Here is a 24029-nt window from a genome sequence, read left to right on the forward strand (position 1 = left end):
CAGCTTCATGACCATGTGCAGAGGCGCGCCATCTTTGCCCATCGAGATAAACGGCTGGTTGATCTCGGTTTGGGTGGTGGACGACAGCTCTTTTTTGGCTTTCTCAGCGGCTTCTTTCAGACGCTGCAGGGCCATCTTGTCATTGGACAGATCGACGCCATGCTCTTTTTTGAACTCATCCGCGAGATAGTTCACGATGCGCATGTCAAAGTCTTCACCACCCAGGAACGTATCACCGTTGGTGGATTTTACTTCGAACAGGCCGTCGTCGATTTCCAGGATGGTCACGTCGAAGGTACCGCCGCCAAGGTCATAGACCGCGATGGTTTGGCTTTCTTCTTTGTCCAGACCATAGGCCAGAGCGGCCGCGGTTGGTTCGTTGATGATCCGCAGAACTTCGAGACCTGCGATCTTACCCGCGTCTTTGGTCGCCTGACGCTGTGCGTCGTTGAAGTATGCTGGAACGGTGATGACCGCTTGGGTGACGTCTTCGCCAAGGTATGCCTCGGCGGTTTCCTTCATCTTGCCCAGAGTGAAGGCAGAGATCTGAGATGGGGAGTATTTCTCGCCCTGAGCTTCAACCCATGCGTCGCCGTTGCCGCCGTTGACGATGGCAAATGGCACCATCTTTTTGTCTTTTTCGACCGCTGGATCGTCGAAGCGACGACCGATCAGACGCTTTACACCGAATACGGTGTTGTCGGGGTTGGTGACCGCCTGGCGTTTCGCCGGCTGGCCGACCAGACGTTCGTCGTCGGTGAATGCTACGATAGATGGCGTGGTGCGGTCGCCTTCGGCGTTTTCGATCACGCGTGGCTGAGAGCCGTCCATGATTGCCACACAGGAGTTTGTGGTCCCTAGGTCAATCCCAATTACTTTACCCATGTCATATCCCTTCTAACTTAAGGCGATGTTACGGCGCGAAGACCCGTTTTGGCATCTCGCCCCGATCCTGCTGCGTTTGGCCATTCAGCCAAAACACTTCGCAGCGTATATAGGGATGCAAAATAGGTGCTGCAAGCGTGAGATTGGCCCTCAAAAGCCAATTTTTTGGGAATCTTATAGGGGAAGGCGAGGATATACGCATGAACAAGGTCGAGCCGCTGCGGATTCGCGATTTTCTCGTGTTTCAAGAGCTTTTGACGCGGGACGAGCAAGAGGCCCTTGTGGGTGACATTCGCCAAATCGCGCAGGCGGCCCCGCTGTTTTCGCCAGTGACACCGGGTGGTCGAAAGATGTCGGTGCAAATGACATCCGGCGGCGCGTTGGGTTGGGTGACGGATCGATCAGGTTATCGGTATCAACCCCATCACCCCAATGGGGCCGATTGGCCTGCCATTCCTGCGTCCGTGTTAAAGATATGGGAGGCCGTCGCGGGCGTCGCACGCGCGCCGGATTGCTGCTTGGTCAATTTTTACGGCGAGGGCGCCAAGATGGGCATGCACCAGGATAAGGACGAGGGCAATTTTGATTGGCCTGTGGTCTCTGTGTCATTGGGGGATGAGGCGCTCTTTCGCATGGGGTCCGTAGAGCGTGGCGGGGCAACAGACTCCCTGTGGTTGAAGTCAGGGGATGTGGTGGTGATGGGTGGTGCCGCGCGACTGGCTTATCATGGGGTCGACAAAATCCGCTTCGGCAGTTCCACGCTTTTGCCCAAGGGCGGGCGGATCAATCTGACGCTGCGCGCCGTCGATCAAGGCTGAATGGAACAGCACCCGTCATAGCCTGCGGTACCTTCGGCTGAATGCACAAACAGGCGGATCCTAAGGCCGAAAGCGCGGTCGGACATGCCATCGCTACATTGGGCCTCTTCGATCAGCGCAGAGAACCCGTCGTTGCTGGTGCCGCCACCCATGCCGATTTCACGAAATGGGCGCGCAACCAGACCGCTTGTCCAATCCACATCATAGCCGATGGCGGGCACGTCGATTGATTCAAAGCTTGCCACCGTTGCGTCCGCGTTCAGACCAAAAAACCAAAAGGGTTCTGTGCCTACGCAAGAGGTTGGCGTTTCAAAGTCATACCAATCCGCGGCCAGCGCCTGCTTTAGGAATTTCGTACGCACCCAGCCTGCGCTTTCCGCGTTGTTGACCAATGCCCAGCGCCCATCGTCTGACAAAGACACAACCTCGACGTTCTCGGCATCATGCGCCAGGGTCCCGACGATTTCAGTCGTTTGGTGCTGTCCGGCGCGGATGTTCAGGACATCATTGCTGGCCACGCCGTTAACATCTGACAGGCTTGGCAGTGAGGTAGAAAGATGCCCGTCTGCGGCGGCCAAACTGGGGATCAATAAAAGGGCGGCAATAGACTGTTTCATCGACGAGAAGACCAACTAAGCGATGCTTGACGGCGGGTATAAAACTCTCCCATCAAGCCTAGCATCAAAAGCACCAAACCGACAATCAGAGGATAGTCCGCTGACGAGTTGCGCGGCACATAGTTGATGAATGTAAACCCACGCGCTTGGTCGATGGTGTGAAACAGCGGGTTCCAATCAAACATGTTCAGCATAAAGCTTGGCAATGTATTGGCGGCGAACATTTTGCCCGAGGCGATCATATTCACACGTGCATAAATTGTGTTCAGGATGCCGACAAATGTTGGGAACCACGGCTTGATCGCCAGCAGGATCAGCCCAATCCCCAAACCGGTGAACCAAGCCAACATCAGCATAGCCAGCGCGCCCATCGGATCTTCGATGACGACTGGCGTGAAGGCGACGTGGTAGATGAACAAGATCCCCAGCAGGGACAGAACCTGAATGTAAAGCGTGCCCAAAGCCGCCGCCAGAATGGCAATAGCCGTGTTCATCGGCGCGTGTTTCATCATCGGAGAGCTGGGGCCCTCGCTGCCGACCACAGCGCCCATTGTTTTGGTGTGGGTCATGAACAAGAAGATGCCCGACATAATATACAGCAGAAAGTCGCCGCGGATCGCAGCCCCCTTCAGACCCAGCAGCGAGAACATGAAAAAGAACGCCAAGACAAAGATCGCGGTCTGCATCATGTTCAGCAAGATCGACATGACCGCATTGCCATGCGTTTTGCGCACCATGCGGACGATCGAATGGTACACAAGTTCGGCAATCGTGATCGCCGATTGCAAAGATGTCTTTGGTCCTGACTGCTCAAACATGCGTTTTGTCAGCCTTTCTGCTCGGGTGCCGCGTATTTTGACGCGGGCTGTGGCGGACTTCTTGCTGTTCCGTCGTGAAGCCATCATAAGAAAACGGATTGAAAACTTCAACGAATCTTGGGGTAGGAGCGGGCATTGAATTACGACAAATTGACTGAAGTCATGCGCAAACTGGCGATTGAAGCGGGCGATAAGATCATGGAGATCTATAACTCGGACGATTTCGACGTTCAGCTGAAGTCCGACGACAGCCCTGTGACCATCGCGGATCAGGCGGCGGACGCGTTGATCTCTGCGGGTCTGCGGCAAGAATTCCCCGAGGTCGCGTTGGTCACGGAAGAGCAGTCCGACAGCCACGATCAGGACGTTGATACCTTTCTGATCGTCGATCCTCTGGACGGCACAAAAGAGTTCATCAATCGTCGTGGAGATTTCACGGTGAACATTGCATACGTCGAAAACGGCGTGCCCACGCGCGGTGTGGTCTATGCGCCTGCGCGTCAGCGTATGTTCTTTACGCAGGCCGATGGCGCTGCCGTCGAAGAGGTCGGAGATTTTGCTTTGGATGCGGTTGGGGAGGTGTCTGCCATTCGCGTGTCTCAGGCTGATAATGCGGCCTTGCTGGTCGTGGCCTCAAAATCGCATCGTGATCAGGCCACCGACGACCACATCAACAAGTATCAGGTGAAAGACAGCAAGAGTGCGGGGTCTTCGCTGAAATTCTGTCTTGTCGCGACTGGTGAAGCGGACCTTTATCCGCGTGTCGGGCGCACGATGGAATGGGATACAGCGGCCGGACATGCCGTTCTGGCTGGCGCAGGCGGGCAGGTTGTGCGGTTTGATGACCACAGCCCGCTGGTCTATGGCAAAGAGGGATTCGCCAATCCGTTTTTCATCGCCTATGCGCCGACTGTTGATCTGAAACCGGCCTAAGACCTCTCGACTGGGGCAAAACCGTCAGCATCGGATGGCTGTGTGATCCATCTGGGTAGGGCAATTATCGCTCTGCCCTAAAAACCTCGTTCTAATTTTAGGCATTCTGTTCACCGACGGCGGGGCAAGGCTACGTCGGTCGCAGGTTATTTGGCACAAGATTCCCTCCAGTTCTGCCTGATTTCCTGCGACCACACCGCAGACTGGCCCCGAAATTTGTTAACTTACGGGGCGTTGCTCGGCGCTGTGGCGTGGCTGCGGTAATCAGATGGCAAGGTTTCTGTCCATAGTACGTCATCTATAGGTCAGCCCGATAGAGAAAGGTGAATTTTGATGCCAAAACAACGTATTACCAAGGCAGTATTTCCCGTAGCAGGAATGGGGACGCGCTTTCTCCCGGCGACGAAATCCATTCCTAAGGAAATTCTGACCTTGGTGGACCGGCCTCTCATTCAATATGCGATCGACGAAGCACGCGAGGCGGGCATCGAGGAATTCATCTTTGTCACCTCTCGCGGCAAAAGCGCGCTTGAAGACTATTTTGACACCGCGCCAGAGCTGGAAAGCAAACTTGCAGCCAAGGGCAAAGACGCTCTGTTAAATGAGGTTGAGCGCGCGACGCTGCCCAGCGGGGCGATTGCCTATGTGCGTCAAAATCAGGCGCTGGGCCTGGGTCACGCTGTCTGGTGCGCACGCCGGTTGATTGGCGACGAGCCCTTTGCGGTGCTGTTGCCGGACGATGTCATCAAATCCGATGTGTCGTGTCTGAAACAGATGGTCGATGCCTATAACGGCGGGTCCATGGTCGCCGCGATGGAGGTGCCCAACCACAAAATCTCCTCCTATGGCGTGTTGGATATCAACGCACATGTCGGCAATGTTGTGTCGGTGAATGGCATGGTTGAAAAACCCGAGCGCGCCGATGCGCCCTCTAATCTGGCGGTGATTGGTCGCTATATCCTGTCGCCGAATGTCCTTCGAAATCTGGACACGACGGGCGTTGGTGCAGGCGGTGAAATTCAACTGACAGATGCAATCGCCAAAGACATTACAGACCAGCGCGGCGTGTTTGGTTATAAGTTTGAAGGCACGCGGTTTGACTGCGGGTCGAAATCAGGCTTCTTGCAGGCCACAGTCGCCTGCGCGCTAGAACGTGATGATCTGCGCGACGAATTGATGGAGTATCTGCAATCCATGTTGATGATGCGCACCGCAGCCGAATAAAGGTTAATTTTCGGTTGGGTCGGCGCAGATAATTTTTTAGGTTTGCCTGCAATCTGACTGCGGAAATCCGAAAAGGTGCGCTGAATGCCCGACGCTGGGGATCTGTCTTATACCCCGCCCCCACTTTGGCGTCGCTTGCGTCTTAGGCGCAGGCGACAAGGCCTGTTGTGGCGCGCGTTTCGGGCAAGACGTCAGTTGAAACTGGCTCAGGACCACACAGATCAGATCACATCTCGCGACATTCTGCTGGTTGCGGTGTTGCGTAACGAAGAAAACCGGCTGCCACATTTTCTGGACTATTACCGCGCGCTTGGTGCGGATCACATGCTGATCGTCGACAACGGCAGCGACGACACAACGCGCGAGATTTTGGCGGATCAGCCGGATGTCTCTGTCTGGCACACCAAGGCCAGCTATCGCGCGTCGCGGTTTGGGGTTGATTGGGCTAATTGGCTCTTGGCGAAATACGGACATGAGCATTGGTGTTTGACCGTGGATGCCGACGAACTCTTAGTCTTTCCAAGCGCGTTGGGCACCACATTGCCAGAGTTGACCGAAACTCTGGATCGGCACGGCCACCGCGGGTTTGGGGCTTTGATGTTGGATATGGTGCCAAAGGACGCGTTGGGTGATTTGAAATACCAGCCGGGCAGCGACCCGATTGGGCTTTTGAACCACTTTGATCCGGGTCCCTATCGAGCAGAGCGGCAAAGCCCGTTGAACAACCTTTGGGTTCAAGGTGGCTTGCGCGAGCGTAAGTTTTTTAAGGATCGCCCGCGCCGCTCGCCGACATTAAACAAAATTCCCTTGGTGAAATGGAACCGACGGTGGGCCTATGTCATTTCCACGCATTCGCTGCTGCCGCCGCGACTGAACATGATCTATGGTGGTCCGGGGTCTGACACGCCATCGGGCGCGCTGTTGCACACCAAGTTTTTGCCAGAAGTGGTGCGTAAGGCGACAGTTGAAAAGACCCGCGCGGAACATTTCACCCATCCTGAGTTGTTTGATGGGTATTATGATGACCTCTCTGCCAATCCTGTGCTGTGGGACGAGGCCTGCGTGCACTATGAGGGGCCCGACCAGTTGCAAGCCTTGGGGCTTATTGGCTGTGGCCGCGGCGCGCAGCGCATAGGCCCACCAGATCAGAGCGATTAGCCCCAGGTTTCGCAGGAAACGCATATTTCGTTGTGTGGGCGGAACAAATCGTGACATATTGAAAGCCATTGAACCAAAGCCTGAACTTTGGTCGTGCAGCGGTGGTTTGGATCAAAAGGGAATTGCGCGGAGTGGGCCTTTGGGACTCCTATAAGCTGAGGTTGCGTCGCAAACGTTACCTGATGCGCGCGTTTCGCAAATCGCGACAGTTGCGATCTGTTCAAGACAATACGGGACGCATCCAGAAGGGCGATACGCTTTTGGTGTGCACGCTTTACAATGAAGCCATCCGCATTCCGTATTTTCTGAAATATTACAGAGATTTAGGCGTTGACCACTTTCTAATGATCGACAATGCCAGCACCGATGGCGTGATGGATCTGCTTGCCGGGGCGCCTGATATTTCTGTCTGGCACACGAAAGGCAGTTACCGGAAGGCGCGGTTTGGTGTGGATTGGATGAATGCGCTGCAAAGGCGGTATTGTCACGGTCACTGGACGTTGGTGGTCGATCCTGACGAGTTCTTTGTTTACCCATTTTGCGACAGTCGCCCGATCAAAGCCCTCACCGACTGGCTGGATACCTCGGGCCAACGCAGCTTTCCGGCAATGTTGCTGGATATGTATCCTAAGGGTGCTTTGACGGATCAGGCCTATCAATCCGGCCAGAACCCTCTGGATATCGCGCAGTGGTTTGACGCTGGCAATTACTCGATCTCGAAAAACCCGCAGTTTGGCAATCTATGGATTCAGGGCGGGCCACGCACCCGTGTGTTTTTTAAGGATGCGCCGAAACAGGCTCCGGCGCTCAACAAGACTCCGCTGGTGAAGTGGCGTCGCTCCTATGCCTATGCCAGCTCGACCCACGCACTTTTGCCGCGCGGATTGAATCAGGTCTATGAAGAGTGGGGGGGCGAAAAAGCCAGCGGCGTGCTGCTTCACACCAAGTTTCTGGACACGATTACAAGCAAAGCCGCCGAAGAAGCCACGCGCAACCAGCACTATAAAAATGGTGCGGAATACGCGGCCTATGCGCAGGCGCTGCGGGATCATCCGCAGCTTTGGTGCCCGTGGTCCGAAAAATACATCAACTGGCGCCAGCTTGAGATCCTTGGCCTTATGAGCAAGGCGGGCTGGACATGAGCCTTGGTGTTCTCATGCTGGTGCATACCGCGTTTGATCGGGCCGAACAGGTGGCCCGCGTCTGGCATGAGGCGGGATGTCCTGTTGTGATCCATGTCGATGCCAAGGTGGAAGAGGCCGAGGCTAAAGCGTTTCAAGCCGCACTTGGCGATTGTCCGAATGTGCTCTTTTCAGCGCGTCATAGCTGTGAGTGGGGCATGTGGGGTTTGGTGGCGGCTACTTTGTCTTGCGCCGAGCTATTGCTGTCAAAATTTGAAGACGTCCAGCATGTCTATCTTTGTTCGGGGTCATGCCTGCCGCTGCGCCCGATCGCCGAATTGCAGGCCTATCTTGATGGGCGGCCACAGACAGATTTCATCGAAAGCGCGGCGATTGCAGATGTGCCTTGGGCTGTGGCCGGATTGGAAGAAGAGCGGTTCACGCTGCATTTCCCGGTGTCCTGGCAAAAGCGGCGCTGGGCGTTTGACAGGTTGGTCGATGTGCAACGCCGTCTTGGTGTAAGTCGCAAGCTGCCCGCCGACCTTGTGCCGCATATGGGGTCGCAATGGTGGTGTCTGACGCGAAAAACACTGGCGGCCATTCTGAATGATCCAAATCGCGCGGCCTATGACCGGTTTTTCAAGACGGTCTGGATCCCCGATGAAAGCTATTTTCAATCCCTCGCGCGTCTTCATTCTAGGCGGATTGAAAGCCGCTCGCTGACGCTTTCAAAGTTTGATCATCGCGGCAAGCCCCATGTATTTTATGACGATCATCTGCAGTTGCTGCGACGGACGGATTGCTTTGTGGCGCGCAAAATCTGGTCTCGGGCTGACCGGTTGTATCAGACCTTTCCAAACGCACGGGGCGATGGCGAAAATCAGGCGGATCCCAATCCGGCCATGGTGCACAAGCTGTCGGACAAAACGATTGAACGGCGCAATCGCGGCCGCGACGGGCTTTATATGCAGTCGCGGTTCCCCAATGAGCACTTTGAAAGCGGTGTAACGGCTGCGCCATACTCGGTGTTTCAGGGGTTTTCTGAACTGCTTGACGATTTCGAAGGCTGGCTGGCCTTGAGCACAGGCTGCAAAGTGCATGGTCATCTTTTTGCGCCGGACCGCGTGCAGTTTGAAGGGCGGGTGTCCGAGTATCAGGGGGCGTTGTCAGACAATGCACGCGTGCGGGATTATAACCCACGCAGCTTTCTGACGAACTTCATCTGGAATACGCGCGGCGTCCGGCAGTGCTTTCAATTTGGGCCGCAGGATACGCAGGACACGATCTGGCTGATGGCCAAGGATCCCAATGCGCAGATATCGGTGATTTCTGGGGCCTGGGCCGTGCCGTTGTTTAGGTCGAAACGCCCGTTTGAGGCGGTGCGAAAAGACGCAGCCGAACTGCAAAAGCGCGAAGCTGAATTCCTTAAGGTTCTGAGGTCGCAATGGGCGCGCGCCACGATACGGATCTGGACACTTTCCGAGTTTCTTGATGCGCCAACCGAGCCGTTGCAGCTGTTGGTGGACGAGATCGGAACCTATCCGCAAAACCGTCTGGCGCGCTTGCCGAAAATGGTCGATATGAAGGGCTTTGGGTCGTTTGTGCAGACCCTGAAGAATGCGGGGATGCATCCTTATCTGCTGGGTGATTTCCCCGCCGACACGCAACATGCCCCCACTGAAACGCCGTCGCGACGGCCCTATCTGGTGCAATGACATAGATGTCTGATCGTTTTGACTATTTCGTTGTGTTTGCGGAAATGCGAACCGGGTCGAATTTTCTGGAAGCCAACCTGAACGCGTTTGACGGTATCAAATGCTATGGCGAGGCGTTCAACCCGCATTTCATTGCCTATCCGAACTATACAGACTTGATGGGCATAGATCAGGCCAGCCGGGATGCAGACCCCATGGCTTTGCTGACCGCGCTGCGTGAGGATCCGGACAATTTGGCAGGGTTTCGGTTTTTCAACGACCACGACCCAAGGGTGCTGGACGAGATCTTGAACGATCCACGATGTGCCAAGATCATTCTGACGCGAAACCCCTTGGACAGCTTTGTCAGCTGGAAAATCGCGCAGGCGACCGGACAATGGAAACTGACGGACGTGCGCAAAAGACGCGACAGTCAGGTGGTGTTTGATGGCGAAGAATTCGCGGCCCATGTGCAGCAGTTGCAGGACTTTCAGGTTCGGCTGATGAACGGTCTGCAAAAGTCGGGGCAGACTGCGTTCTATGTGGCTTATGAAGATTTGCAGGACGTCGACGTGATGAACGGTCTGGCCAAGTTTCTGGGGCATGACGCGCGCCTTGAGGGGCTGGACAGCAAGCTGAAACGTCAAAATCCCAGCCCGATCTCGGCCAAGGTGTCGAATTTCGAAGATGTCAGCACCGCGCTGGCGTCTTTGGACCGTTTCAACCTGAACCGAACGCCGAACTTCGAGCCGCGTCGAGGCGCTGCTGTGCCGTCTTATGTTGCGACAAAGGGGGCGGGGCTGTTGTTTATGCCGATGCAGGGTGGACCGACCGGAGCCGTGACACGTTGGCTTGCGGATGTCGCGGGTGGCGCGGATCGCCTGATGCACAACATGAGCCAACGACAGCTGCGTAATTGGAAAGCGCGGCACCTGCCACACCGCAGCTTTACTGTGTTGCGCCACCCGCTTGAGCGCGCGCATGAGACATTTTGCACCCGGATTCTGACGGACGGCCCCGGCAGCTATCACAAAATCCGCCGTACTCTGCGCAATCGGTTCAGTCTTCCGATCCCCGAGACCATGGCAGGGGCTGAATATTCAAAAGCAGACCACCGCACTGCGTTCTTGGCGTTTTTGACGTGGCTTCAGGCCAATCTGAACAGCCAGACCGCGATCCGTCAGGACGGCCACTGGGTGACGCAGGCCAGTGTACTTGAGGGTTTTGGCGCGTTTCAGGCGCCGGATGTCATTTTGCGTGAGGATGAATTGCCCGAGGCCCTGCCGTCGCTTGCCCAGAGTGTCGGGGGCGACAGAGCAACCTATCACGACGCGCCAGCAGAGCTGCCTTATGCGCTGGCTGATATCTATGATAATGACATAGAAAAACGCGCGCAGGTGACCTACGCGCGTGATTATGAAGCCTTCGGGTTCAAAAGCTGGCGCTAGGCCGCCTGAACCGCGTCTTCTTCGGTTAGAATAGTGTGCAGAGTGGCCGTCTCTGGATTTGCGCGCAGTTTCGTGCATACCGCAGCGTCTCGCAGGCGGCGCGACACGAACGCCAGCGCTTTCAGGTGACCAACGCCCGCGTCACGTGGCGCAAACAGTGCGAATGCCAGATCAACGGGCTGACGGTCAACAGAGCTAAAGTCCACCGGTTTTTCCAGCAGAATAAAGGCACCCATTACAGTGTCGATATTGTCCAGACGCGCGTGTGGCAGCGCGACGCCTTTGCCAACGCCGGTCGGGCCAAGGCCTTCGCGTTCGTGCAGAGCGTCAACAACCAATGTGGCATCCAGCCCATAAGCACCGGCCGCAAGATCGCCAAAATCATGCAGCAAACGCTTTTTGCTTGAGGCTGCGGAAATGACTTTCACAGCCTCAGGGCGCAGGATCATCGAAAGGTCCATAGTGCCTGTATCTCTCTAGTGCGTGGCAAAAGCCACTTTATTGAGGATCTATCCAGCCAATGTTGCCGTCATCGCGACGGTACACCACGTTCAGACCCTCTTTTCCCTCTTTGCGGAACAATAGCACGGGGGATCCGGCCAATTCCATCTGCATCACCGCTTCGCCTACGGACAGAGTTGGGATCTTTGTCTCCATCTCTGCCACGATGATCGGTGACAGCGAGTCAGGTTCTGCATCGTCAGACCCTGCTTCCGAGGCGAGGATATAAGATGAAGCGCCCGAAAGTTCAACCGGCTCGGCTCTCTCCTTGTGGTGATCCTTCAGCCGCCGCTTATACCGCCTGAGCTGCGTCTCCATTTTTTCGCTGCAACTTTCGAAGGCAGAATAGATTTCTGTAGACTTTCCCTTGGCTTGCACATTCAGTCCGGTCGATAGGTGGACAGTGGTTTCACACACAAATTCATGGGCACTTTTGGAAAAGACGACCTGAGCGTCTGTCGGTCGGCCAGCAAATTTGCCGACGATGTTATCTATTCCTTCGTTCACATAGAGTTGCAGGGATTCGCCAATGTCGATCTGTTTTCCGGAAATTTGAGTGCGCATTCGTTCTCCTTAGTTTGAACAAGCCAGACAGCGCAAAACACCAATGGTTCTGCGATATTAGGCTTGAATGCGGGAAAGTGACCTGAGAGCGTGCTGACCGACATCGGCCCTTTCAAAAAAGAGCGACTGCCTGTGCAACGAAATACTCACCAGCGTCATACCCCCATTGGGGCAGGAGGAAGGCCACTTGTCAATCTGACTCGGGGGATTTCCGCTCAAATTTCTGCGTTCTCGTGTGAGAGTCAGGACATCCGGAAGCTGTCGCCCAGATAAACGCGGCGCACATTTTCGTTTTCCACCACATCGGCAGGGGTGCCAGACATCAGCACTTTGCCTTCGTGAAGAATATAGGCGCGGTCGACAATATCCAATGTTTCCCGCACGTTATGGTCAGTGATCAGAACGCCGATGCCGCGCTGTTTCAGGTCGGCCACCAATTGGCGGATATCCCCGACCGAGATCGGATCAACCCCGGCAAAGGGTTCGTCCAGTAACAGATATTTGGGATTGGCCGCCAGACAGCGCGCGATTTCCACACGGCGACGTTCACCACCGGACAGCGCTAGGGCAGGGGCCTGGCGCAGATGTTCGATGGTGAATTCCGACAGCAGCTCTTCGAGCTTTTCGCGCCGCTTCATGCGATCTTTCTCGGCGATGTCCAGAACCGCCAGGATATTGTCCTCGACGGACAGTCCGCGAAAGATCGACATTTCCTGTGGCAGATATCCGATGCCCATCTTGGCGCGGCGATACATTGGCAGACGCGAGGCGTCTTGGCCGTCGATCATAACCGTGCCGCCTTCGGGCATAACCAGACCTGCGATGGCATAGAAAGACGTGGTTTTGCCGCTGCCGTTTGGTCCCAGCAAGGCAACGACTTCGCCGCGGTTCAGCTCGATGTTCACGTCCCGAATGACAACACGTTTGCGATAGCTTTTGCGTAAGTTGCGGATTTGCAACCCAGCATGGCCTTGTTCAACGCGAAGTTCGGGAGTCGCCATCAGTTGTTTCCCGGTTGCAGCACCGTGCGCACGCGACCGTGGAAGGCGGCGGTGTTGTCGTTCAAGTTCACGTCCATGCGGCCAGCAGTGATTTTGGTGCCTTGCTGCAGCAGCGATACATTGCCAGCCATGCGGATCACGCCAGACTCGACATCGTATTCAGCGGTTTCCGCCTCGGCGCTGTCTTTGCCGCTTGCGATGTTCACGCCGCCAGACGCCAGAAGCGTCGCGATGCCGTCTCCGGCTTCATCATAGACCACGTTCACCAGAGCCGCGCTCAGACGCATGTTGCCCTGATCAGGCCACGTCGCCTTCGAAAATCGCTTTGCCCGTGGCCTGATCGACAGACAGAGAGTTCGCGGCGACTTCGATGGGCGCGTCGCGGTCCGACGTTGAAACGCCAAAGTCGACTTTGAATTCCTGCGCAGCTACCGCGAGGGTCGTCATCAGGAACAAAGCAAGGGAACACAGGATCTGGCGCACGGAAGTCTCTCTAATTTCTGCTCGGCATGTATATCAGTTTCACGCCGTTGTCGAAACGGAATTGGGCGTTTTGCGCGGCTGTATCCCCAGAATAAAGCATACTGCCCGCCTCAAATGTTCCGAATGGTCCTGATCCGTGAACAATCACGTCTGATTGGGCGCGACCTTCCAGTAAATCAAGGGTCAGTTTCTCGGTGTGCAGATCGAATCCTGCGGTCGAATTGATCTCGACGTCGCCTTCAAGGTTGGCCACCTGATTGTCGGTGTTCACGACAGCAGATTTGGACGCAAAGCGGGCGCTGCCGCCGTCCTGCATGGTGATGTCTACGGCCACATCCACCGAGTTCACAAGATGCAGGGCCTCAGGATCTGGACGTGCCGAAGCCGCGCGCATCGCGATCTGATCTCCCGCAGGGGTCTGGCCTGCGAAATAGGGCTCGGTGATGCCTTGGCTGCGCAGTTTTTCCTCGATCTCGACCTGCGCAAAGGGCAGCGCCGCGATGGGGTTGCTGGGACGGGCAAAGAGGAACAGGGTCGACAGCAGAACCAGCGCTGCCAGCGGGAGCAGGATCTTGAGCCAGGCGATCATCCTGGAATATGTCATCCCGCCCAGTGCCATCAGTGCGCGAAAATGTCCTGTTCAGGCCAGCCCGCCAGATCAAGTTTCGCGCGGGTGGGCAGGAAGTCAAAGCAGGCCTGAGCCAGTTCGGTTCGCCCTTCGCGCGCGAGCCGTTCGTTCAGTTTTTCACGAAGCTGATGCAGGTAAAGAACATCAGAGGCCGCATAGTCCAGCTGCGCCGTTGTCAGCTCGGCGGCACCCCAGTCGCTCATCTGTTGCAGCTTGGAGATGTCGACACCCAAGAGTTCTTGCAAAAGGTTCTTGAGGCCATGGCGATCGGTATAAGTCCGCACCATCTTGGACGCGATCTTTGTGCAATAGACCGGTGCGGTCGTTGCGCCAAAGGCGGTAAACATGGCGGCGATGTCAAACCGGCCAAAGTGAAACAGTTTCAAGACGTCCGGATCCTCGAGCAGTTTGCACAGGTTCGGGGCCTCTGTTTGGCCTTTTGCGATCTGCACCAGATGGGCGTTTCCGTCGCCGCCTGAAAGTTGCACGACGCACAGGCGGTCGCGATGCGGGTTCAGGCCCATAGTTTCGCAATCAATCGCTACGATTTTGCCCAGATCAAGCCCGTCGGGCAGGTCGCCTTGATAAAGATGGTTCGCCATAAATGCCTCGGTTTGCAGTCGTCTTGGATGTACGAGGTATGCGATCTGGTTTCAATTGCCCTGCGCTGGAATGCAGCGAAACCGCGCCGAAATTCGCATAATGAGGGTGAAATCGCCCGTCTGTCTGTGCTTAAGTAACGTTGAAGACCGACACAGGAACAGGAAATGGCAGGTAATCTCGCGGACGTTCTGGCAGCGATCGATGCGGCAAATGAAAAAGATCCCCGATTGGACGAGGGCCAGCCCGAAGCCTTGTCGTATGGGCAGCGCATGTCCGATCAATGCGCCCGACTGTTCCCGGATGCCGCCGAAACGCTTCAGATCGCGTGTCGGGGCCAGCATGTTGAGCGCTGGATTTTGAAGCGCGCCGAATATCCCGAGGGCAAAGCCGGATATCTGAAATGGCGTCGGGATCTGGCGGATCATCATGCCACGCGGGTCGCCGGTTTCATGGAGGACGCGGGCTATGTGGCGTCTGACATCGAAGATGTGCAGAAGATGTTGCGCAAACAGGGGATCAAGCGGGATGCTCAGGTGCAGGCGCTTGAGGATGTGATCTGTTTCACCTTTCTGACGTGGTATTTTGCGCCCTTTGCGGCCAAACATCCGCCTGAAAAAGTGCTGGATATCGTGCAGAAAACCGCCCGTAAAATGTCAGATGATGCGCGTGCGCGGGTGCTGCGCGAGTTTGATCTGCCAGCCGATCTGGCCGCAGCCTTTGCGGATTAAAACCAGCGGGGCCACCCAGCGGCCCCGCCGTCTTTGCAGCGGCAAACGGCGCTAGCTGTTTTCGTCCTTGATCGCCTTCACGTCTTTCATGTTTGGCGGCATCCAGCCACGGTCTAGGCGCGAGTTAAACGCATTCCCCGAGCCATAGATCTTGGCGTCCATCTCTTCGATGATTTCGCGGGTTTTTGCGACCAGCGGCTCGTTGAGGTGGTTTGGAATGTTGGGGTCATAGACCTCGGCCATCTCAACCAACAGGCGGCGGTCGTCTGCAACGAACTCCTGCGCGGCCTTTTCTGCATCAAATGGATGCATGCCCATCGCTTCATAAGCCGACCGACCCGCGCGCACGGAACTGTCAAATACGTCGCGAATAATGTCCCGGCATCCAGCGGCGTATAGATCATAGACGTGAGTTCGGTCGATCGCGCGCGCGATCACGTGCACCTTGGGATAGGTCGAGGTGACGTAATGCACGATCTGGGTGATCTGTTCCTTATTGTCGATGGCAACCACCAACATCCGCGCCTCTTCGATACCGGCCGCATGCAGCAAATCTGGCCGTGAGGCGTCGCCGAAGAACACCTTCAAGCCAAACGGGCGCAGGGTCTCGAGCTGTTCTGCGCTGAAGTCCAGAACCGTCGGTGTATAGCCCGCGGTGCGCAGCATCCGGTTGACCATGCCCCCAAAGCGTCCGTGTCCTGCGATGATGATGTCGCCGGTTTCGTTGATCTCGTCTGCTTCGTCCTCTTGTTCTTTCTCAAAACGCGGAAGGATGACCCGTTCGTAAAGAATAAACAGGCCTGGAGTCAGCAGCATGGACAGCGCGACGATTAGCAAAAGGTTGTCTGCGACCGAGGTCGGGATGACCTGATTGGCTACGGTGAAGGACAACAGAACAAAGCCGAATTCACCCGCTTGGGCCAGGCCCAGACCGAACAACCATTTGTCGCCCCCTTGCAGGAGGAAAATCCGCGCAAGGATCATGAGTATGGCGATTTTCAGAAGGATCAGTCCTACCGTAAGCCCGATGATTGAAGCGAAGTTTTCAAACAACAGCGTGAAATTGATGCCCGCGCCGACGGTCATAAAGAACAGACCCAGCAGAAGGCCGCGGAAGGGGTCGATGTCGCTTTCCAATTCGTGGCGATATTCAGAGTTGGCCAGAACCACACCGGCCAAGAAGGTGCCAAGCGCCGCTGAAACGCCGACCAAGGACATCAACAGCGCAATACCGACCACGAACAGCAATGCAGTCGCGGTGAACAGCTCGCGCAGGCCAGCCATGGCGATAAAGCGGAAAATCGGACGTGTCAGATAGACGCCACCAAGGATCACAGCACCGATGGCGGATACGGTGACCAAGGCGGTCTGCCAGCCGTTCAAACCTTCGACAAGGCTCATGCCACTGCCGTGACCCCCATCGCCGTGGTCGTCCCCGTGCGAGTCTCCGTGCCCGCCGCCGTGCGTGTCTGCGCCATGCGCAGCATCGCCAGCCAGATCCATCAGTTCAGGCATCGCCAACAACGGGATGAACGCCAGCATCGGGATGACCGCAATGTCTTGAAACAGCAGCACCGAAAAGCTGGACTGCCCGCCTGAGGATTTCATCAATCCTTTTTCGTTCAATGTTTGCAACACGATAGCTGTTGACGACAGGGCAAGCACCAGACCAATGGCAAGGGCGATTGTCCATGGCTGCCCCAAAAGCAGTGCAACGCCCATAACGGCTGCGGTCGTGCCAGTCACCTGAAGCCCGCCGAGCCCTAACAGCTTGGCACGCATGTCCCAGAGCAGCTTTGGCTCTAGTTCCAGACCGACGAGGAACAGCATCATGACCACGCCGAATTCAGCAAAATGCTGGATCGAGATCACGTCGACATGCAGCCAGCCAAGCACCGGGCTGATCACGATGCCGGCGATCAGATAACCCAGAACCGAGCCCAGGCCCAAACGGGATGCAATCGGCACGGCGATCACGCCTGCCACAAGGAAAATTGTCGCGAGTAAGAGGAAGTCGGTCATCAATCAGGCTCCCTTGATTGGCAGATCAGCATGGGTGACGATGTCTTTTTCCATCGCCGCGGCAAAGTCGTATTGATCATCGCGTATTGCCGCCAGCAAACGCCCATAGGCCTCGGCATGGGCTGCAATGCTGCCGTCACTTTGCGCCTTGAGTGCGCTGTGCAGAACATAGGGCGCTGGGAACGTCATATGGCAAAGCCGCGCGGTCTGTTCCAAGGGGGTCAGGAACGTTCGCAGGGTGAAATGTTGAAACCCGTCAGGGGCATAGGCCTCGACAGGGCCCGCGGCCGTGATGGCCAGCATCATGGTTTTGCCCGTCAGGGCCGTGCCTTCAGAGCCATAGGCAAAGCCGTGTTCAAGAACCAGATCCTGCCATTCCTTGATGATCGACGGTGTAGAGTACCAAAACAGCGGGAACTGAAAGAGAATGACGTCATGCTCGGTCAACCGCGACTGTTCGCGCTCGACGTTGATATTGTGGCGGGGGTATTCCGCGAGCAGGTCGACAAAGGTGATGTCGGACGTCTTCCGCGCCACCTCTGCCAGCGCCTTATTGGCATGGGAATATTTGTGGCCCGGATGGGCGTAGTAGACCAAGAGTTTTGCCAAAATCGTATCCCCTCACCAAGAAACAACGCGCTGCTTGAAAGCCGTTACACCACGTCTAGTCGAGGATATGTGATCCGTAAACCTTATGGCCGTGTGAAGGCCTGTTCAGGAATGCACACAAAGGAAAGGCCGCCTAAATCGGCGGCCTTTCGTGTTTTAGGCGTCTTGTGAAACCTTTGTTTCGCTGTCCTCTGACTCGGGTTCAGGCGTGGTAACATCCTCGGCCGCCTCGGGCAGCTTAGGCGTTGCGTCCGTGTCCACCAGCTCCGAGATATTGCCGTCCATCGACAGGCCCAGCTCGTCACCCAGTTTCTTGAGCGCAGGCATCTGGACGGCCATTCCCATGATGGAATCCAAGGCCTGATTGATCGGTGCCTTGCCGCCGTCACCTGCGGCCCCACCAGAGCCGCCGCCCTGGTTCAGACCAGAGACGTGGTGAATGCGGATCGAGTCGATCTTCTCGGCAGGCTTCACCGCCTCGGCCAGAACTTTCGGCATCGCTTCCAGACGCGCCAGCGCGACCTTCATGTTGATCAGCGCATCAGACAGCGCGTTTTCCGCATCCGTGATCGCCCGACGACCTTCCGCTTCGGCCAGCATGTCGCTCTTTTTCGCTTCCGAGCGGATGGTGATCGCATCTGCATCACCCTGCGCTTCTTCGCGGTTCGCGGCGGCACGGTCCTCTGCGGCGTCCTTTTGCGCGGTTGCCATCAGACGTACTTTGGTCGCCTCGCGCTCGGCTTCGCGTTCCGCTTCGATGATCGCGATCTTTTTGACACGATCGGCCTGCGCAACTTCGGTTGCCGTGGTGACGGCTTCGGCTGCTTTCGCGGATTCGGCACGGGCAAGGTCGGCTGATGCGCGCGCGCGGCTTTCTTCCTCGGACTTCTGTGCGATGATGATCTGGCGGTCTTGGTTTGCGACCTCCAGCTCGCGGTCTTTGGTGATCTCGGCCTCGCGGATCTTGCGCTCGCGTTCGATTTCGGACGAACGGATCGCCTCTTCGCGTTTGATCCGAGCCTGCTCGGCCTCGCGTTGGCTGTCCTCGCGACGCAGAGCGATTTCTGCCTCTTGTGCGGCCTTCAGCGTTTCAACCTCTTGTACCTGACCGATCCGCGCCTCTTCTTCCTGGCGTTCGATCTCAAGTTTCTGACGCTCTGCCTCCATCGCGGCGCGGCGCACGGCGACGTCTGCATCGGCGTCAATGTTGGCGCGTTCTTTCTTTGAGGCCGCGATGACCTCGGCCAAGCGGCGCATACCGACGGCGTTAAAGGCGTTGTTTTCGTCCAGAGCCTCAAACGGGGTCTGGTCCAACGCGGTCAGCGAAACGGATTCCAAAGACAGACCGTTCTTTGTCAGGTCCTCGGACACGGTGTTCTGCACCTCTTGGACAAAATCCGCGCGGTTTTCATGCAGCTGGTCCATGGTCATCTGAGCCGCCACGGCGCGCAGGCCGTCGATCAGTTTACCTTCGATCATCTCCCGAAGCTGGTCTACGTCGAACGTCCGCGCGCCAAGGGTCTGGGCGGCACGTGCAATGCCCTCGTCCGTAGGCGAGACCGAGACGTAGAATTCCACGCCCACATCAACCCGCATCCGGTCTTTGGTGATCAAAGCGCCGTCGTGGCTGCGCTGCACCTCAAGGCGCAGGGTTTTCATGTTCACTGGGCTGACTTCGTGCAGCAAAGGAATCACAAGGACACCGCCGTCCATAATGATCTTTTTGCCGCCGGAGCCTGTGCGCACCAGACTGATTTCTCGTGTCGTTCGTTTGTAAAGTCGGGCCAAAACCAGACCGATAAATAGGATGAAAAAGAGAATTGCCGCAATTAAGAATAAGCCGAAACTGACTTCCATAGTGCCTCCATGACTTTTGATTTAAGTGACAAGTGATGTCGAAATTTGCGCAGCCTTAAGCGTCTTGCACCGGCCACGCTTTGAGTGCTCGCGCAGCCTGTCTAAGAGGTCTGAGAGGGTTCAGACTCAAAGTGACTGAGCGAGACGATGCGATAGCCGTCGCCGCGACGGTGTCGCATCACGATGACTTCGGTGCCAGGTTCGATCACCTCATCATCGCGAAAGGGTTCAGCGCGCAGGTATTGGATGTTGCCAAACCTGTCGGTGACTTTGATTTCGGCAGGGCGTCCGCGCGCTGCGGTTCCCTGACTGACGATCCCGCGACGGCGTCCCAAGTGGCGTTCTGACACGGATTCTGATTCGACTTTGGGGATTGCACGGGCAAAGATCTTGCCGAAGGTTCGGGTGAACCAACGCGCGCCAAAGAATGCGGGGATGGCCGCAAGGACCGCGTTCAGCGTGAGGCCAAGCGTTTCCTGCGTCGCGAGTTGGATGCCGATGCCGACGACGCCAAAGCTGAGACACATAGATGCCAGCCAGATTGCGGCTGGAAGTTTGCCCAAACCAAGCCAGTCCAGAAAACTGAAGGATTCGGTCGCTGCATCAAGCTCGACCTCAGTTACTTCGCTATCCAGAGCGTCAAAATCCGCGTCTAGGTCCGCAATGTCTGCGTCAAAATCAACATCCAAATCGGCATCGATATCCGCATCAAGCCCATCCGGGGATGCCAGATCCGCATCACCGCCATCGCCCATCAAAGAGCCGCCAAGCATCAAGAACACAAGTTCCAGCGTGAGCAGGCCGAAAAACAGGCCCACAGACACGGTAAACGGAAAAAATTCTGGTGTTAAAAACCCCTGCAACATCTATGCGCTGTCCCCACAACTTTTAGTATTCAATTGTATACAATGTGGGAATGGGGTGGGCTCTTTTCAAGCCTTTGGTCCCAGACTCCCGACTAAATCCCGTATAGGAGATGCCGGAAATCTGGTGTTTTGCAAGAGTTTTGTCAGGCTGACTTCAAGAGCCGATCAGCGCAGGCGGGCCTCAGTGTTGGCGTCAAAGAACATAACCTTTTCAGGGTTATAGGCCACTTTGACCGTCGCGCCAGACTTCAGAACGTCCTCTTCTTTGCTTTCGACGACGACACGTTCGCCAGTTTTGGTGGTCAGGTATTCATAACTTACGCCACCAAGTTGCTCAGAGATGTCCACGGTGATCGAAGATTTGGCTTCGGTGACACTCAGGTGTTGAGGGCGCAGACCGACCAAGACGGTGCTTCCTTCGCTGGGAAGCTCGACTGAGGCATCAAAGATCTCATCGTCCAGTGCCGGTACACGGACTTTGCCGCCTTCGACCACACCGTTCAAAAAGTTCATCGATGGTGACCCGATAAAGCCCGCCACGAATTTGTTGTCAGGATCCCGGAACAGATCCATCGGTGCGCCCACCTGTTCGATGTGGCCGGCACGCAGAACAACGATTTTGTCCGCCAAGGTCATGGCTTCGACCTGATCGTGGGTCACATAAATCATGGTTGCACCGATTTCTTTGTGCAAACGGGCGATTTCGACACGCATGTCCACACGCAGTTCGGCGTCAAGGTTGGACAGAGGTTCGTCGAACAGGAATACCTCTGGACCCCGCACAATGGCACGGCCGATGGCGACCCGCTGACGTTGACCGCCGGACAGGGCTTTGGGTTTACGCTTTAGGTACTGGTCCAGTTGCAGGATTTCCGAGGCCTCGCCAACCTTGCGTTTGATTTCGTCCTTGGGGACGCCGTTCATACGCAGGCCAAAGCCCATGTTTTCCTCGACCGACATATGCGGATAGAGCGCATAGGTCTGGAAAACCATAGCAACGCCGCGATCTGACGGGTCGGCGTGGGTGACGTCCCGCGTGCCAATGTCGATCTGGCCCGACGTTGTTTCTTCGAGCCCCGCGACCATGCGCAGAAGTGTGGACTTGCCGCAGCCCGACGGGCCGACAAACACACAAAATTCGCCATCTTCGATTGTCAGATCCACCCCGTGAATAACTTGGGTTTCACCATATTTCTTGATGACATTGGAAAGTGCGACACCTGACATGCTGCCTTGTCTCCTATTACTGATTAAGACGGGAACTGCCAAACTGTGGCAGCCTCTCCGATGAGTTGGGTGGCCTGCAAAAGTGCGGGTTTGAAGGTTTCGAGTTGCTCTAGGCTGCGACGGCTGGTCGAGGTCGCGATGGACACGGATCCAACCACCTTGCCATTTTGCAGCAGAACAGGGGCGGCAATCGAGATGATGCCCTGTTCATGTTCCTCGCGGTCAAAGGCGACGCCGTCTCTGCGGATATCGTCAAATTCCGCAAGCAGACTTTCACGGCTTGAATGCGAGGCGTCTGTATAGGTCACAAATGCCTGTTGTTTCAGAGCACGCTCCAACCGCTCTGGCGACATAAAGGCCAAGATGGCTTTGCCGACGCCGGTACAATGCGCCGGAGCGACACGTCCGGTTGCGGCAAGGGTCTCAAACAGCGCCGTGTTGCGACGTTTGTCGACAAACAAGACCTGTCCGTTTTCCATCTGCGCGAGGTGGATCGTTTCGCCCACCTCATTTGCCAGCTCATCCAGAATCGATCCCGCGACAGGTGCCAAAGACGCGCTTTCCCACGCGGCGTGCGCCATGCGGACAAGGCGAAGACCAAGGCTATAGCTCTGTCTGTCTTCGTCGTAAGTCAGCATCCCTTGATTCGTGAGGGTCTGTAAGAATCGGTACAGAGTCGCCTTTGGATGCGGGCTGAGACTCAGGAGTTCGGTAAAACGCACCGGACGTCCCAGACCCGCAACGATGTCTAGGATTTCCAGAGCTTTACCGACCGTGCCGTCCTTATTTGCTGGCTTATTCATTCTGTCTCCTCCGCGTTTCGAACCTCTTTAAAGGCGCAAAACTTGTTGACAATCCTATTTAAGCATAGCACAGTTTTCAATAGTTAAAACTAAGTTTCATTATTTGGAACTTAATTTTCGAGTTTACGAGTAGGAACACAAGGGGAGGAAACCATGTTCCATAAATCGAAGGCGCTCCTGGCGTCTGTAGCAGCTAGTGTTGCCCTGACCGGCGCCGCGTTCGCGGGTAGCCATGCAAAACTGTCTGGCGACCTCGTCATCTTCTCTGACATGTCCAACCCTGCGCCGCGCGCGGTTATGGAAGGCATGGTAGAGCGTTTTGGCGCGATGCATCCTGATCTGAACATCGAGCTGACGGTCATCGACCGCGAAGCTTACAAAACTCAGATCCGCAACTTCCTGAGCGCGAACCCACCGGATGTCGCGAACTGGTATGCGGCAAACCGTATGCGTCCGTACGTCGACGCGGGCCTGTTCGAAGACATCTCTGATCTTTGGGGTGAAGCAGAGCTGGCGGATCTGGCATCCACCAAAGGCGCGATGACTCTGGACGGTAAGCAATGGGGCGTCCCATACACTTACTACCAGTGGGGTGTTTACTATCGTAAAGACATCTTCGAAGAGCTGGGCCTGGCCGAGCCAGCCACATTCGACGAAGAGATCGCGAACTGTCAGAAAATCATCGACTCTGGTCGCAAGTGCTACACCATCGGTACCAAGTTCCTTTGGACTGCTGGTGGCTGGTTTGACTACCTGAACATGCGGACCAACGGGTATGACTACCACGCGAAACTGACTGCGGGTGAGATCGCTTGGACTGACTCTGGTGTTGCGGAAACATTCGCAAACTGGCGCAAGCTGATCGACATGGGTGCTTTCATCGACAACCACACAGCGTACAGCTGGCAGGAAGCGATGCCATTCATGGTCAACGGCGAAGCAACTGCATACCTGATGGGTAACTTTGCGGTATCCCCACTGCGTGACGGTGGTCTGGATGACAGCAAGCTGGACTTCTATCAGTTCCCAGTCATCAACGCATCTGTTGAGCTGGCAGAAGACGCGCCGACCGATACGTTCCACATCCCATCGGGTGCGGCAAACAAAGAAGCGGCACGCGCATTCCTGAAGTTCGTTGTTTCCCCAGAGAACCAAACTCTGATCAACAACGGCGACAACCTGGGTCAGCTGCCAGTGAACTCTAAGTCCTCTGTGGACGACGACAAGTTCCTGAAGCAAGGCTTTGCGATGCTGTCCTCCAACAGCCCAGGTGGTGTTGCGCAGTTCTTCGACCGCGACGCACCAGCTGAAATGGCGAAAGTTGCGATGGAAGGCTTCCAGGAGTTCATGGTTAAGCCAGATAATCTGGACAAAATCATTGCACGTCTGGATCGCGCAGCGCAGCGCATCTATAAGTAAGA

At 56.0% G+C, this 24029-nt stretch carries 25 protein-coding genes; 9 read left to right on the forward strand and 16 right to left on the reverse strand.

Translation table 11 applies throughout. The features are described from left to right. On the reverse strand, nucleotides 1-885 hold an 885-nt coding region (locus ACEQWH_RS01775), incomplete at its 3' end, for an Hsp70 family protein (RefSeq protein WP_370227734.1). Between the two features lie 200 nt (nucleotides 886-1085). Here ACEQWH_RS01775 and ACEQWH_RS01780 point away from each other — a divergent pair. Continuing rightward, nucleotides 1086-1703, forward strand: a complete 618-nt coding sequence (locus ACEQWH_RS01780; protein ID WP_370227735.1) for an alpha-ketoglutarate-dependent dioxygenase AlkB — start codon at nucleotides 1086-1088, stop codon at nucleotides 1701-1703. On the opposite strand, the gene ACEQWH_RS01785 is transcribed toward ACEQWH_RS01780, so the two are convergent. After that, the gene (locus ACEQWH_RS01785) at nucleotides 1694-2320 is read right to left on the reverse strand and encodes a hypothetical protein (RefSeq protein ID WP_370227737.1); all 627 of its coding nucleotides are present in this window, start codon (nucleotides 2318-2320) and stop codon (nucleotides 1694-1696) included. The genes ACEQWH_RS01780 and ACEQWH_RS01785 overlap by 10 nt on opposite strands. After that, complete coding sequence (locus ACEQWH_RS01790; protein ID WP_370227739.1) at nucleotides 2317-3138, reverse strand: ABC transporter permease; 822 nt, start codon at nucleotides 3136-3138, stop codon at nucleotides 2317-2319. The genes ACEQWH_RS01785 and ACEQWH_RS01790 overlap by 4 nt, the downstream gene beginning before the upstream one ends. 135 nt (nucleotides 3139-3273) lie before the next feature. Between ACEQWH_RS01790 and cysQ the strand changes: the two genes are divergently transcribed. The 6 genes from cysQ (at nucleotide 3274) to ACEQWH_RS01820 (ending at nucleotide 10716) form a co-directional block, all read left to right on the forward strand. Further along, nucleotides 3274-4071 carry a 3'(2'),5'-bisphosphate nucleotidase CysQ gene (gene cysQ, locus ACEQWH_RS01795; RefSeq protein ID WP_370227741.1) on the forward strand — a complete coding sequence of 266 codons (798 nt, stop codon included), beginning with the start codon at nucleotides 3274-3276 and terminating at the stop codon, nucleotides 4069-4071. Between the two features lie 333 nt (nucleotides 4072-4404). Next, nucleotides 4405-5295, forward strand: coding sequence for a UTP--glucose-1-phosphate uridylyltransferase GalU (gene galU / locus ACEQWH_RS01800; protein WP_370227743.1), 891 nt, complete (start codon nucleotides 4405-4407; stop codon nucleotides 5293-5295). Nucleotides 5296-5379: 84 nt separating this feature from the next. Then, the gene (locus tag ACEQWH_RS01805; RefSeq protein WP_370227745.1) at nucleotides 5380-6453 is read left to right on the forward strand and encodes a glycosyltransferase family 2 protein; all 1074 of its coding nucleotides are present in this window, start codon (nucleotides 5380-5382) and stop codon (nucleotides 6451-6453) included. A gap of 155 nt (nucleotides 6454-6608) precedes the next feature. Further along, nucleotides 6609-7595, forward strand: a complete 987-nt coding sequence (locus tag ACEQWH_RS01810; RefSeq protein WP_370227806.1) for a glycosyltransferase family 2 protein — start codon at nucleotides 6609-6611, stop codon at nucleotides 7593-7595. Next, the gene (locus ACEQWH_RS01815; RefSeq protein ID WP_370227747.1) at nucleotides 7592-9289 is read left to right on the forward strand and encodes a beta-1,6-N-acetylglucosaminyltransferase; all 1698 of its coding nucleotides are present in this window, start codon (nucleotides 7592-7594) and stop codon (nucleotides 9287-9289) included. Before ACEQWH_RS01810 ends, ACEQWH_RS01815 begins: the two co-directional genes overlap by 4 nt. Before the next feature lie 5 nt (nucleotides 9290-9294). Beyond that, entirely contained in the window at nucleotides 9295-10716 is a 1422-nt protein-coding gene (locus ACEQWH_RS01820) for a nodulation protein NodH (protein ID WP_370227749.1), read from the forward strand. Here ACEQWH_RS01820 and ACEQWH_RS01825 read toward each other — a convergent pair. The 7 genes from ACEQWH_RS01825 to ACEQWH_RS01855 form a co-directional block, all read right to left on the reverse strand. Further along, nucleotides 10713-11177, reverse strand: a complete 465-nt coding sequence (locus tag ACEQWH_RS01825) for a PTS sugar transporter subunit IIA (RefSeq protein WP_370227751.1) — start codon at nucleotides 11175-11177, stop codon at nucleotides 10713-10715. The two genes, ACEQWH_RS01820 and ACEQWH_RS01825, sit on opposite strands and share 4 nt — an antisense overlap. A 37-nt stretch (nucleotides 11178-11214) precedes the next feature. Beyond that, nucleotides 11215-11781, reverse strand: a complete 567-nt coding sequence (gene hpf / locus ACEQWH_RS01830; RefSeq protein WP_370227753.1) for a ribosome hibernation-promoting factor, HPF/YfiA family — start codon at nucleotides 11779-11781, stop codon at nucleotides 11215-11217. Nucleotides 11782-12023: 242 nt separating this feature from the next. Further along, nucleotides 12024-12782: an LPS export ABC transporter ATP-binding protein gene (gene lptB / locus ACEQWH_RS01835; RefSeq protein ID WP_370227755.1), complete on the reverse strand. Its 759-nt coding sequence runs from the start codon at nucleotides 12780-12782 to the stop codon at nucleotides 12024-12026. Then, nucleotides 12782-13069 (reverse strand): LptA/OstA family protein, encoded by a 288-nt coding sequence (locus tag ACEQWH_RS01840; RefSeq protein WP_370227757.1) that lies wholly within the window; start codon nucleotides 13067-13069, stop codon nucleotides 12782-12784. The genes lptB and ACEQWH_RS01840 overlap by 1 nt, the downstream gene beginning before the upstream one ends. A 10-nt stretch (nucleotides 13070-13079) precedes the next feature. After that, nucleotides 13080-13265, reverse strand: coding sequence for a hypothetical protein (locus tag ACEQWH_RS01845; RefSeq protein ID WP_370227759.1), 186 nt, complete (start codon nucleotides 13263-13265; stop codon nucleotides 13080-13082). Nucleotides 13266-13275: 10 nt separating this feature from the next. Further along, entirely contained in the window at nucleotides 13276-13854 is a 579-nt protein-coding gene (gene lptC, locus ACEQWH_RS01850) for an LPS export ABC transporter periplasmic protein LptC (protein ID WP_372521383.1), read from the reverse strand. A 29-nt stretch (nucleotides 13855-13883) separates the two neighbouring features. Further along, nucleotides 13884-14495 carry a ribonuclease D gene (locus tag ACEQWH_RS01855; protein WP_370227762.1) on the reverse strand — a complete coding sequence of 204 codons (612 nt, stop codon included), beginning with the start codon at nucleotides 14493-14495 and terminating at the stop codon, nucleotides 13884-13886. A gap of 165 nt (nucleotides 14496-14660) precedes the next feature. On the opposite strand from ACEQWH_RS01855, the gene ACEQWH_RS01860 reads away from it, so the two are divergent. Continuing rightward, nucleotides 14661-15224 carry a DUF4202 domain-containing protein gene (locus ACEQWH_RS01860; protein WP_370227764.1) on the forward strand — a complete coding sequence of 188 codons (564 nt, stop codon included), beginning with the start codon at nucleotides 14661-14663 and terminating at the stop codon, nucleotides 15222-15224. A gap of 51 nt (nucleotides 15225-15275) precedes the next feature. Here ACEQWH_RS01860 and ACEQWH_RS01865 read toward each other — a convergent pair whose 3' ends face one another. The 6 genes from ACEQWH_RS01865 to ACEQWH_RS01890 all read right to left on the reverse strand — a co-directional run bounded on the left by ACEQWH_RS01865 (nucleotide 15276) and on the right by ACEQWH_RS01890 (nucleotide 22608). After that, a complete protein-coding gene (locus ACEQWH_RS01865; protein ID WP_370227766.1) occupies nucleotides 15276-17246 on the reverse strand; it encodes a cation:proton antiporter in 1971 nt (656 codons plus the stop codon). Between the two features lie 3 nt (nucleotides 17247-17249). After that, nucleotides 17250-17855 carry an NAD(P)H-dependent oxidoreductase gene (locus ACEQWH_RS01870; RefSeq protein ID WP_370227768.1) on the reverse strand — a complete coding sequence of 202 codons (606 nt, stop codon included), beginning with the start codon at nucleotides 17853-17855 and terminating at the stop codon, nucleotides 17250-17252. Nucleotides 17856-18011: 156 nt separating this feature from the next. Further along, nucleotides 18012-19712 (reverse strand): flotillin family protein, encoded by a 1701-nt coding sequence (locus ACEQWH_RS01875; protein ID WP_370227770.1) that lies wholly within the window; start codon nucleotides 19710-19712, stop codon nucleotides 18012-18014. A gap of 101 nt (nucleotides 19713-19813) precedes the next feature. Continuing rightward, on the reverse strand, nucleotides 19814-20578 hold the full coding sequence (locus tag ACEQWH_RS01880; RefSeq protein ID WP_370227772.1) for an OB-fold-containig protein: 765 nt from the start codon (nucleotides 20576-20578) through the stop codon (nucleotides 19814-19816). Nucleotides 20579-20743: 165 nt separating this feature from the next. Continuing rightward, complete coding sequence (locus ACEQWH_RS01885) at nucleotides 20744-21805, reverse strand: ABC transporter ATP-binding protein (RefSeq protein ID WP_370227774.1); 1062 nt, start codon at nucleotides 21803-21805, stop codon at nucleotides 20744-20746. A 23-nt stretch (nucleotides 21806-21828) separates the two neighbouring features. Further along, nucleotides 21829-22608 carry an IclR family transcriptional regulator gene (locus tag ACEQWH_RS01890; RefSeq protein ID WP_370227776.1) on the reverse strand — a complete coding sequence of 260 codons (780 nt, stop codon included), beginning with the start codon at nucleotides 22606-22608 and terminating at the stop codon, nucleotides 21829-21831. Between the two features lie 153 nt (nucleotides 22609-22761). Between ACEQWH_RS01890 and ACEQWH_RS01895 the strand changes: the two genes are divergently transcribed. After that, nucleotides 22762-24027 (forward strand): ABC transporter substrate-binding protein, encoded by a 1266-nt coding sequence (locus tag ACEQWH_RS01895; protein ID WP_370227778.1) that lies wholly within the window; start codon nucleotides 22762-22764, stop codon nucleotides 24025-24027. The last annotated feature ends 2 nt before the right edge of the window (nucleotides 24028-24029 follow it).

This window comes from Cognatishimia sp. (genome assembly GCF_964229375.1).
Lineage (GTDB): Bacteria > Pseudomonadota > Alphaproteobacteria > Rhodobacterales > Rhodobacteraceae > Cognatishimia.

Excerpts from the sequence above, each read along its gene's own strand:
- ACEQWH_RS01780 (WP_370227735.1), top strand. The coding sequence starts at position 1,086 with ATGAACAAGGTCGAGCCGCTGCGGATTCGCGATTTTCTCGTGTTTCAA.
- ACEQWH_RS01785 (WP_370227737.1), bottom strand. The coding sequence starts at position 2,320 with ATGAAACAGTCTATTGCCGCCCTTTTATTGATCCCCAGTTTGGCCGCC.
- ACEQWH_RS01790 (WP_370227739.1), bottom strand. The coding sequence starts at position 3,138 with ATGTTTGAGCAGTCAGGACCAAAGACATCTTTGCAATCGGCGATCACG.
- galU (WP_370227743.1), top strand. The coding sequence starts at position 4,405 with ATGCCAAAACAACGTATTACCAAGGCAGTATTTCCCGTAGCAGGAATG.
- ACEQWH_RS01805 (WP_370227745.1), top strand. The coding sequence starts at position 5,380 with ATGCCCGACGCTGGGGATCTGTCTTATACCCCGCCCCCACTTTGGCGT.
- ACEQWH_RS01815 (WP_370227747.1), top strand. The coding sequence starts at position 7,592 with ATGAGCCTTGGTGTTCTCATGCTGGTGCATACCGCGTTTGATCGGGCC.
- ACEQWH_RS01820 (WP_370227749.1), top strand. The coding sequence starts at position 9,295 with ATGTCTGATCGTTTTGACTATTTCGTTGTGTTTGCGGAAATGCGAACC.
- ACEQWH_RS01825 (WP_370227751.1), bottom strand. The coding sequence starts at position 11,177 with ATGGACCTTTCGATGATCCTGCGCCCTGAGGCTGTGAAAGTCATTTCC.
- hpf (WP_370227753.1), bottom strand. The coding sequence starts at position 11,781 with ATGCGCACTCAAATTTCCGGAAAACAGATCGACATTGGCGAATCCCTG.
- lptB (WP_370227755.1), bottom strand. The coding sequence starts at position 12,782 with ATGGCGACTCCCGAACTTCGCGTTGAACAAGGCCATGCTGGGTTGCAA.
- ACEQWH_RS01840 (WP_370227757.1), bottom strand. The coding sequence starts at position 13,069 with ATGCGTCTGAGCGCGGCTCTGGTGAACGTGGTCTATGATGAAGCCGGA.
- lptC (WP_372521383.1), bottom strand. The coding sequence starts at position 13,854 with ATGATCGCCTGGCTCAAGATCCTGCTCCCGCTGGCAGCGCTGGTTCTG.
- ACEQWH_RS01855 (WP_370227762.1), bottom strand. The coding sequence starts at position 14,495 with ATGGCGAACCATCTTTATCAAGGCGACCTGCCCGACGGGCTTGATCTG.
- ACEQWH_RS01860 (WP_370227764.1), top strand. The coding sequence starts at position 14,661 with ATGGCAGGTAATCTCGCGGACGTTCTGGCAGCGATCGATGCGGCAAAT.
- ACEQWH_RS01865 (WP_370227766.1), bottom strand. The coding sequence starts at position 17,246 with ATGACCGACTTCCTCTTACTCGCGACAATTTTCCTTGTGGCAGGCGTG.
- ACEQWH_RS01875 (WP_370227770.1), bottom strand. The coding sequence starts at position 19,712 with ATGGAAGTCAGTTTCGGCTTATTCTTAATTGCGGCAATTCTCTTTTTC.
- ACEQWH_RS01880 (WP_370227772.1), bottom strand. The coding sequence starts at position 20,578 with ATGTTGCAGGGGTTTTTAACACCAGAATTTTTTCCGTTTACCGTGTCT.
- ACEQWH_RS01885 (WP_370227774.1), bottom strand. The coding sequence starts at position 21,805 with ATGTCAGGTGTCGCACTTTCCAATGTCATCAAGAAATATGGTGAAACC.
- ACEQWH_RS01890 (WP_370227776.1), bottom strand. The coding sequence starts at position 22,608 with ATGAATAAGCCAGCAAATAAGGACGGCACGGTCGGTAAAGCTCTGGAA.
- ACEQWH_RS01895 (WP_370227778.1), top strand. The coding sequence starts at position 22,762 with ATGTTCCATAAATCGAAGGCGCTCCTGGCGTCTGTAGCAGCTAGTGTT.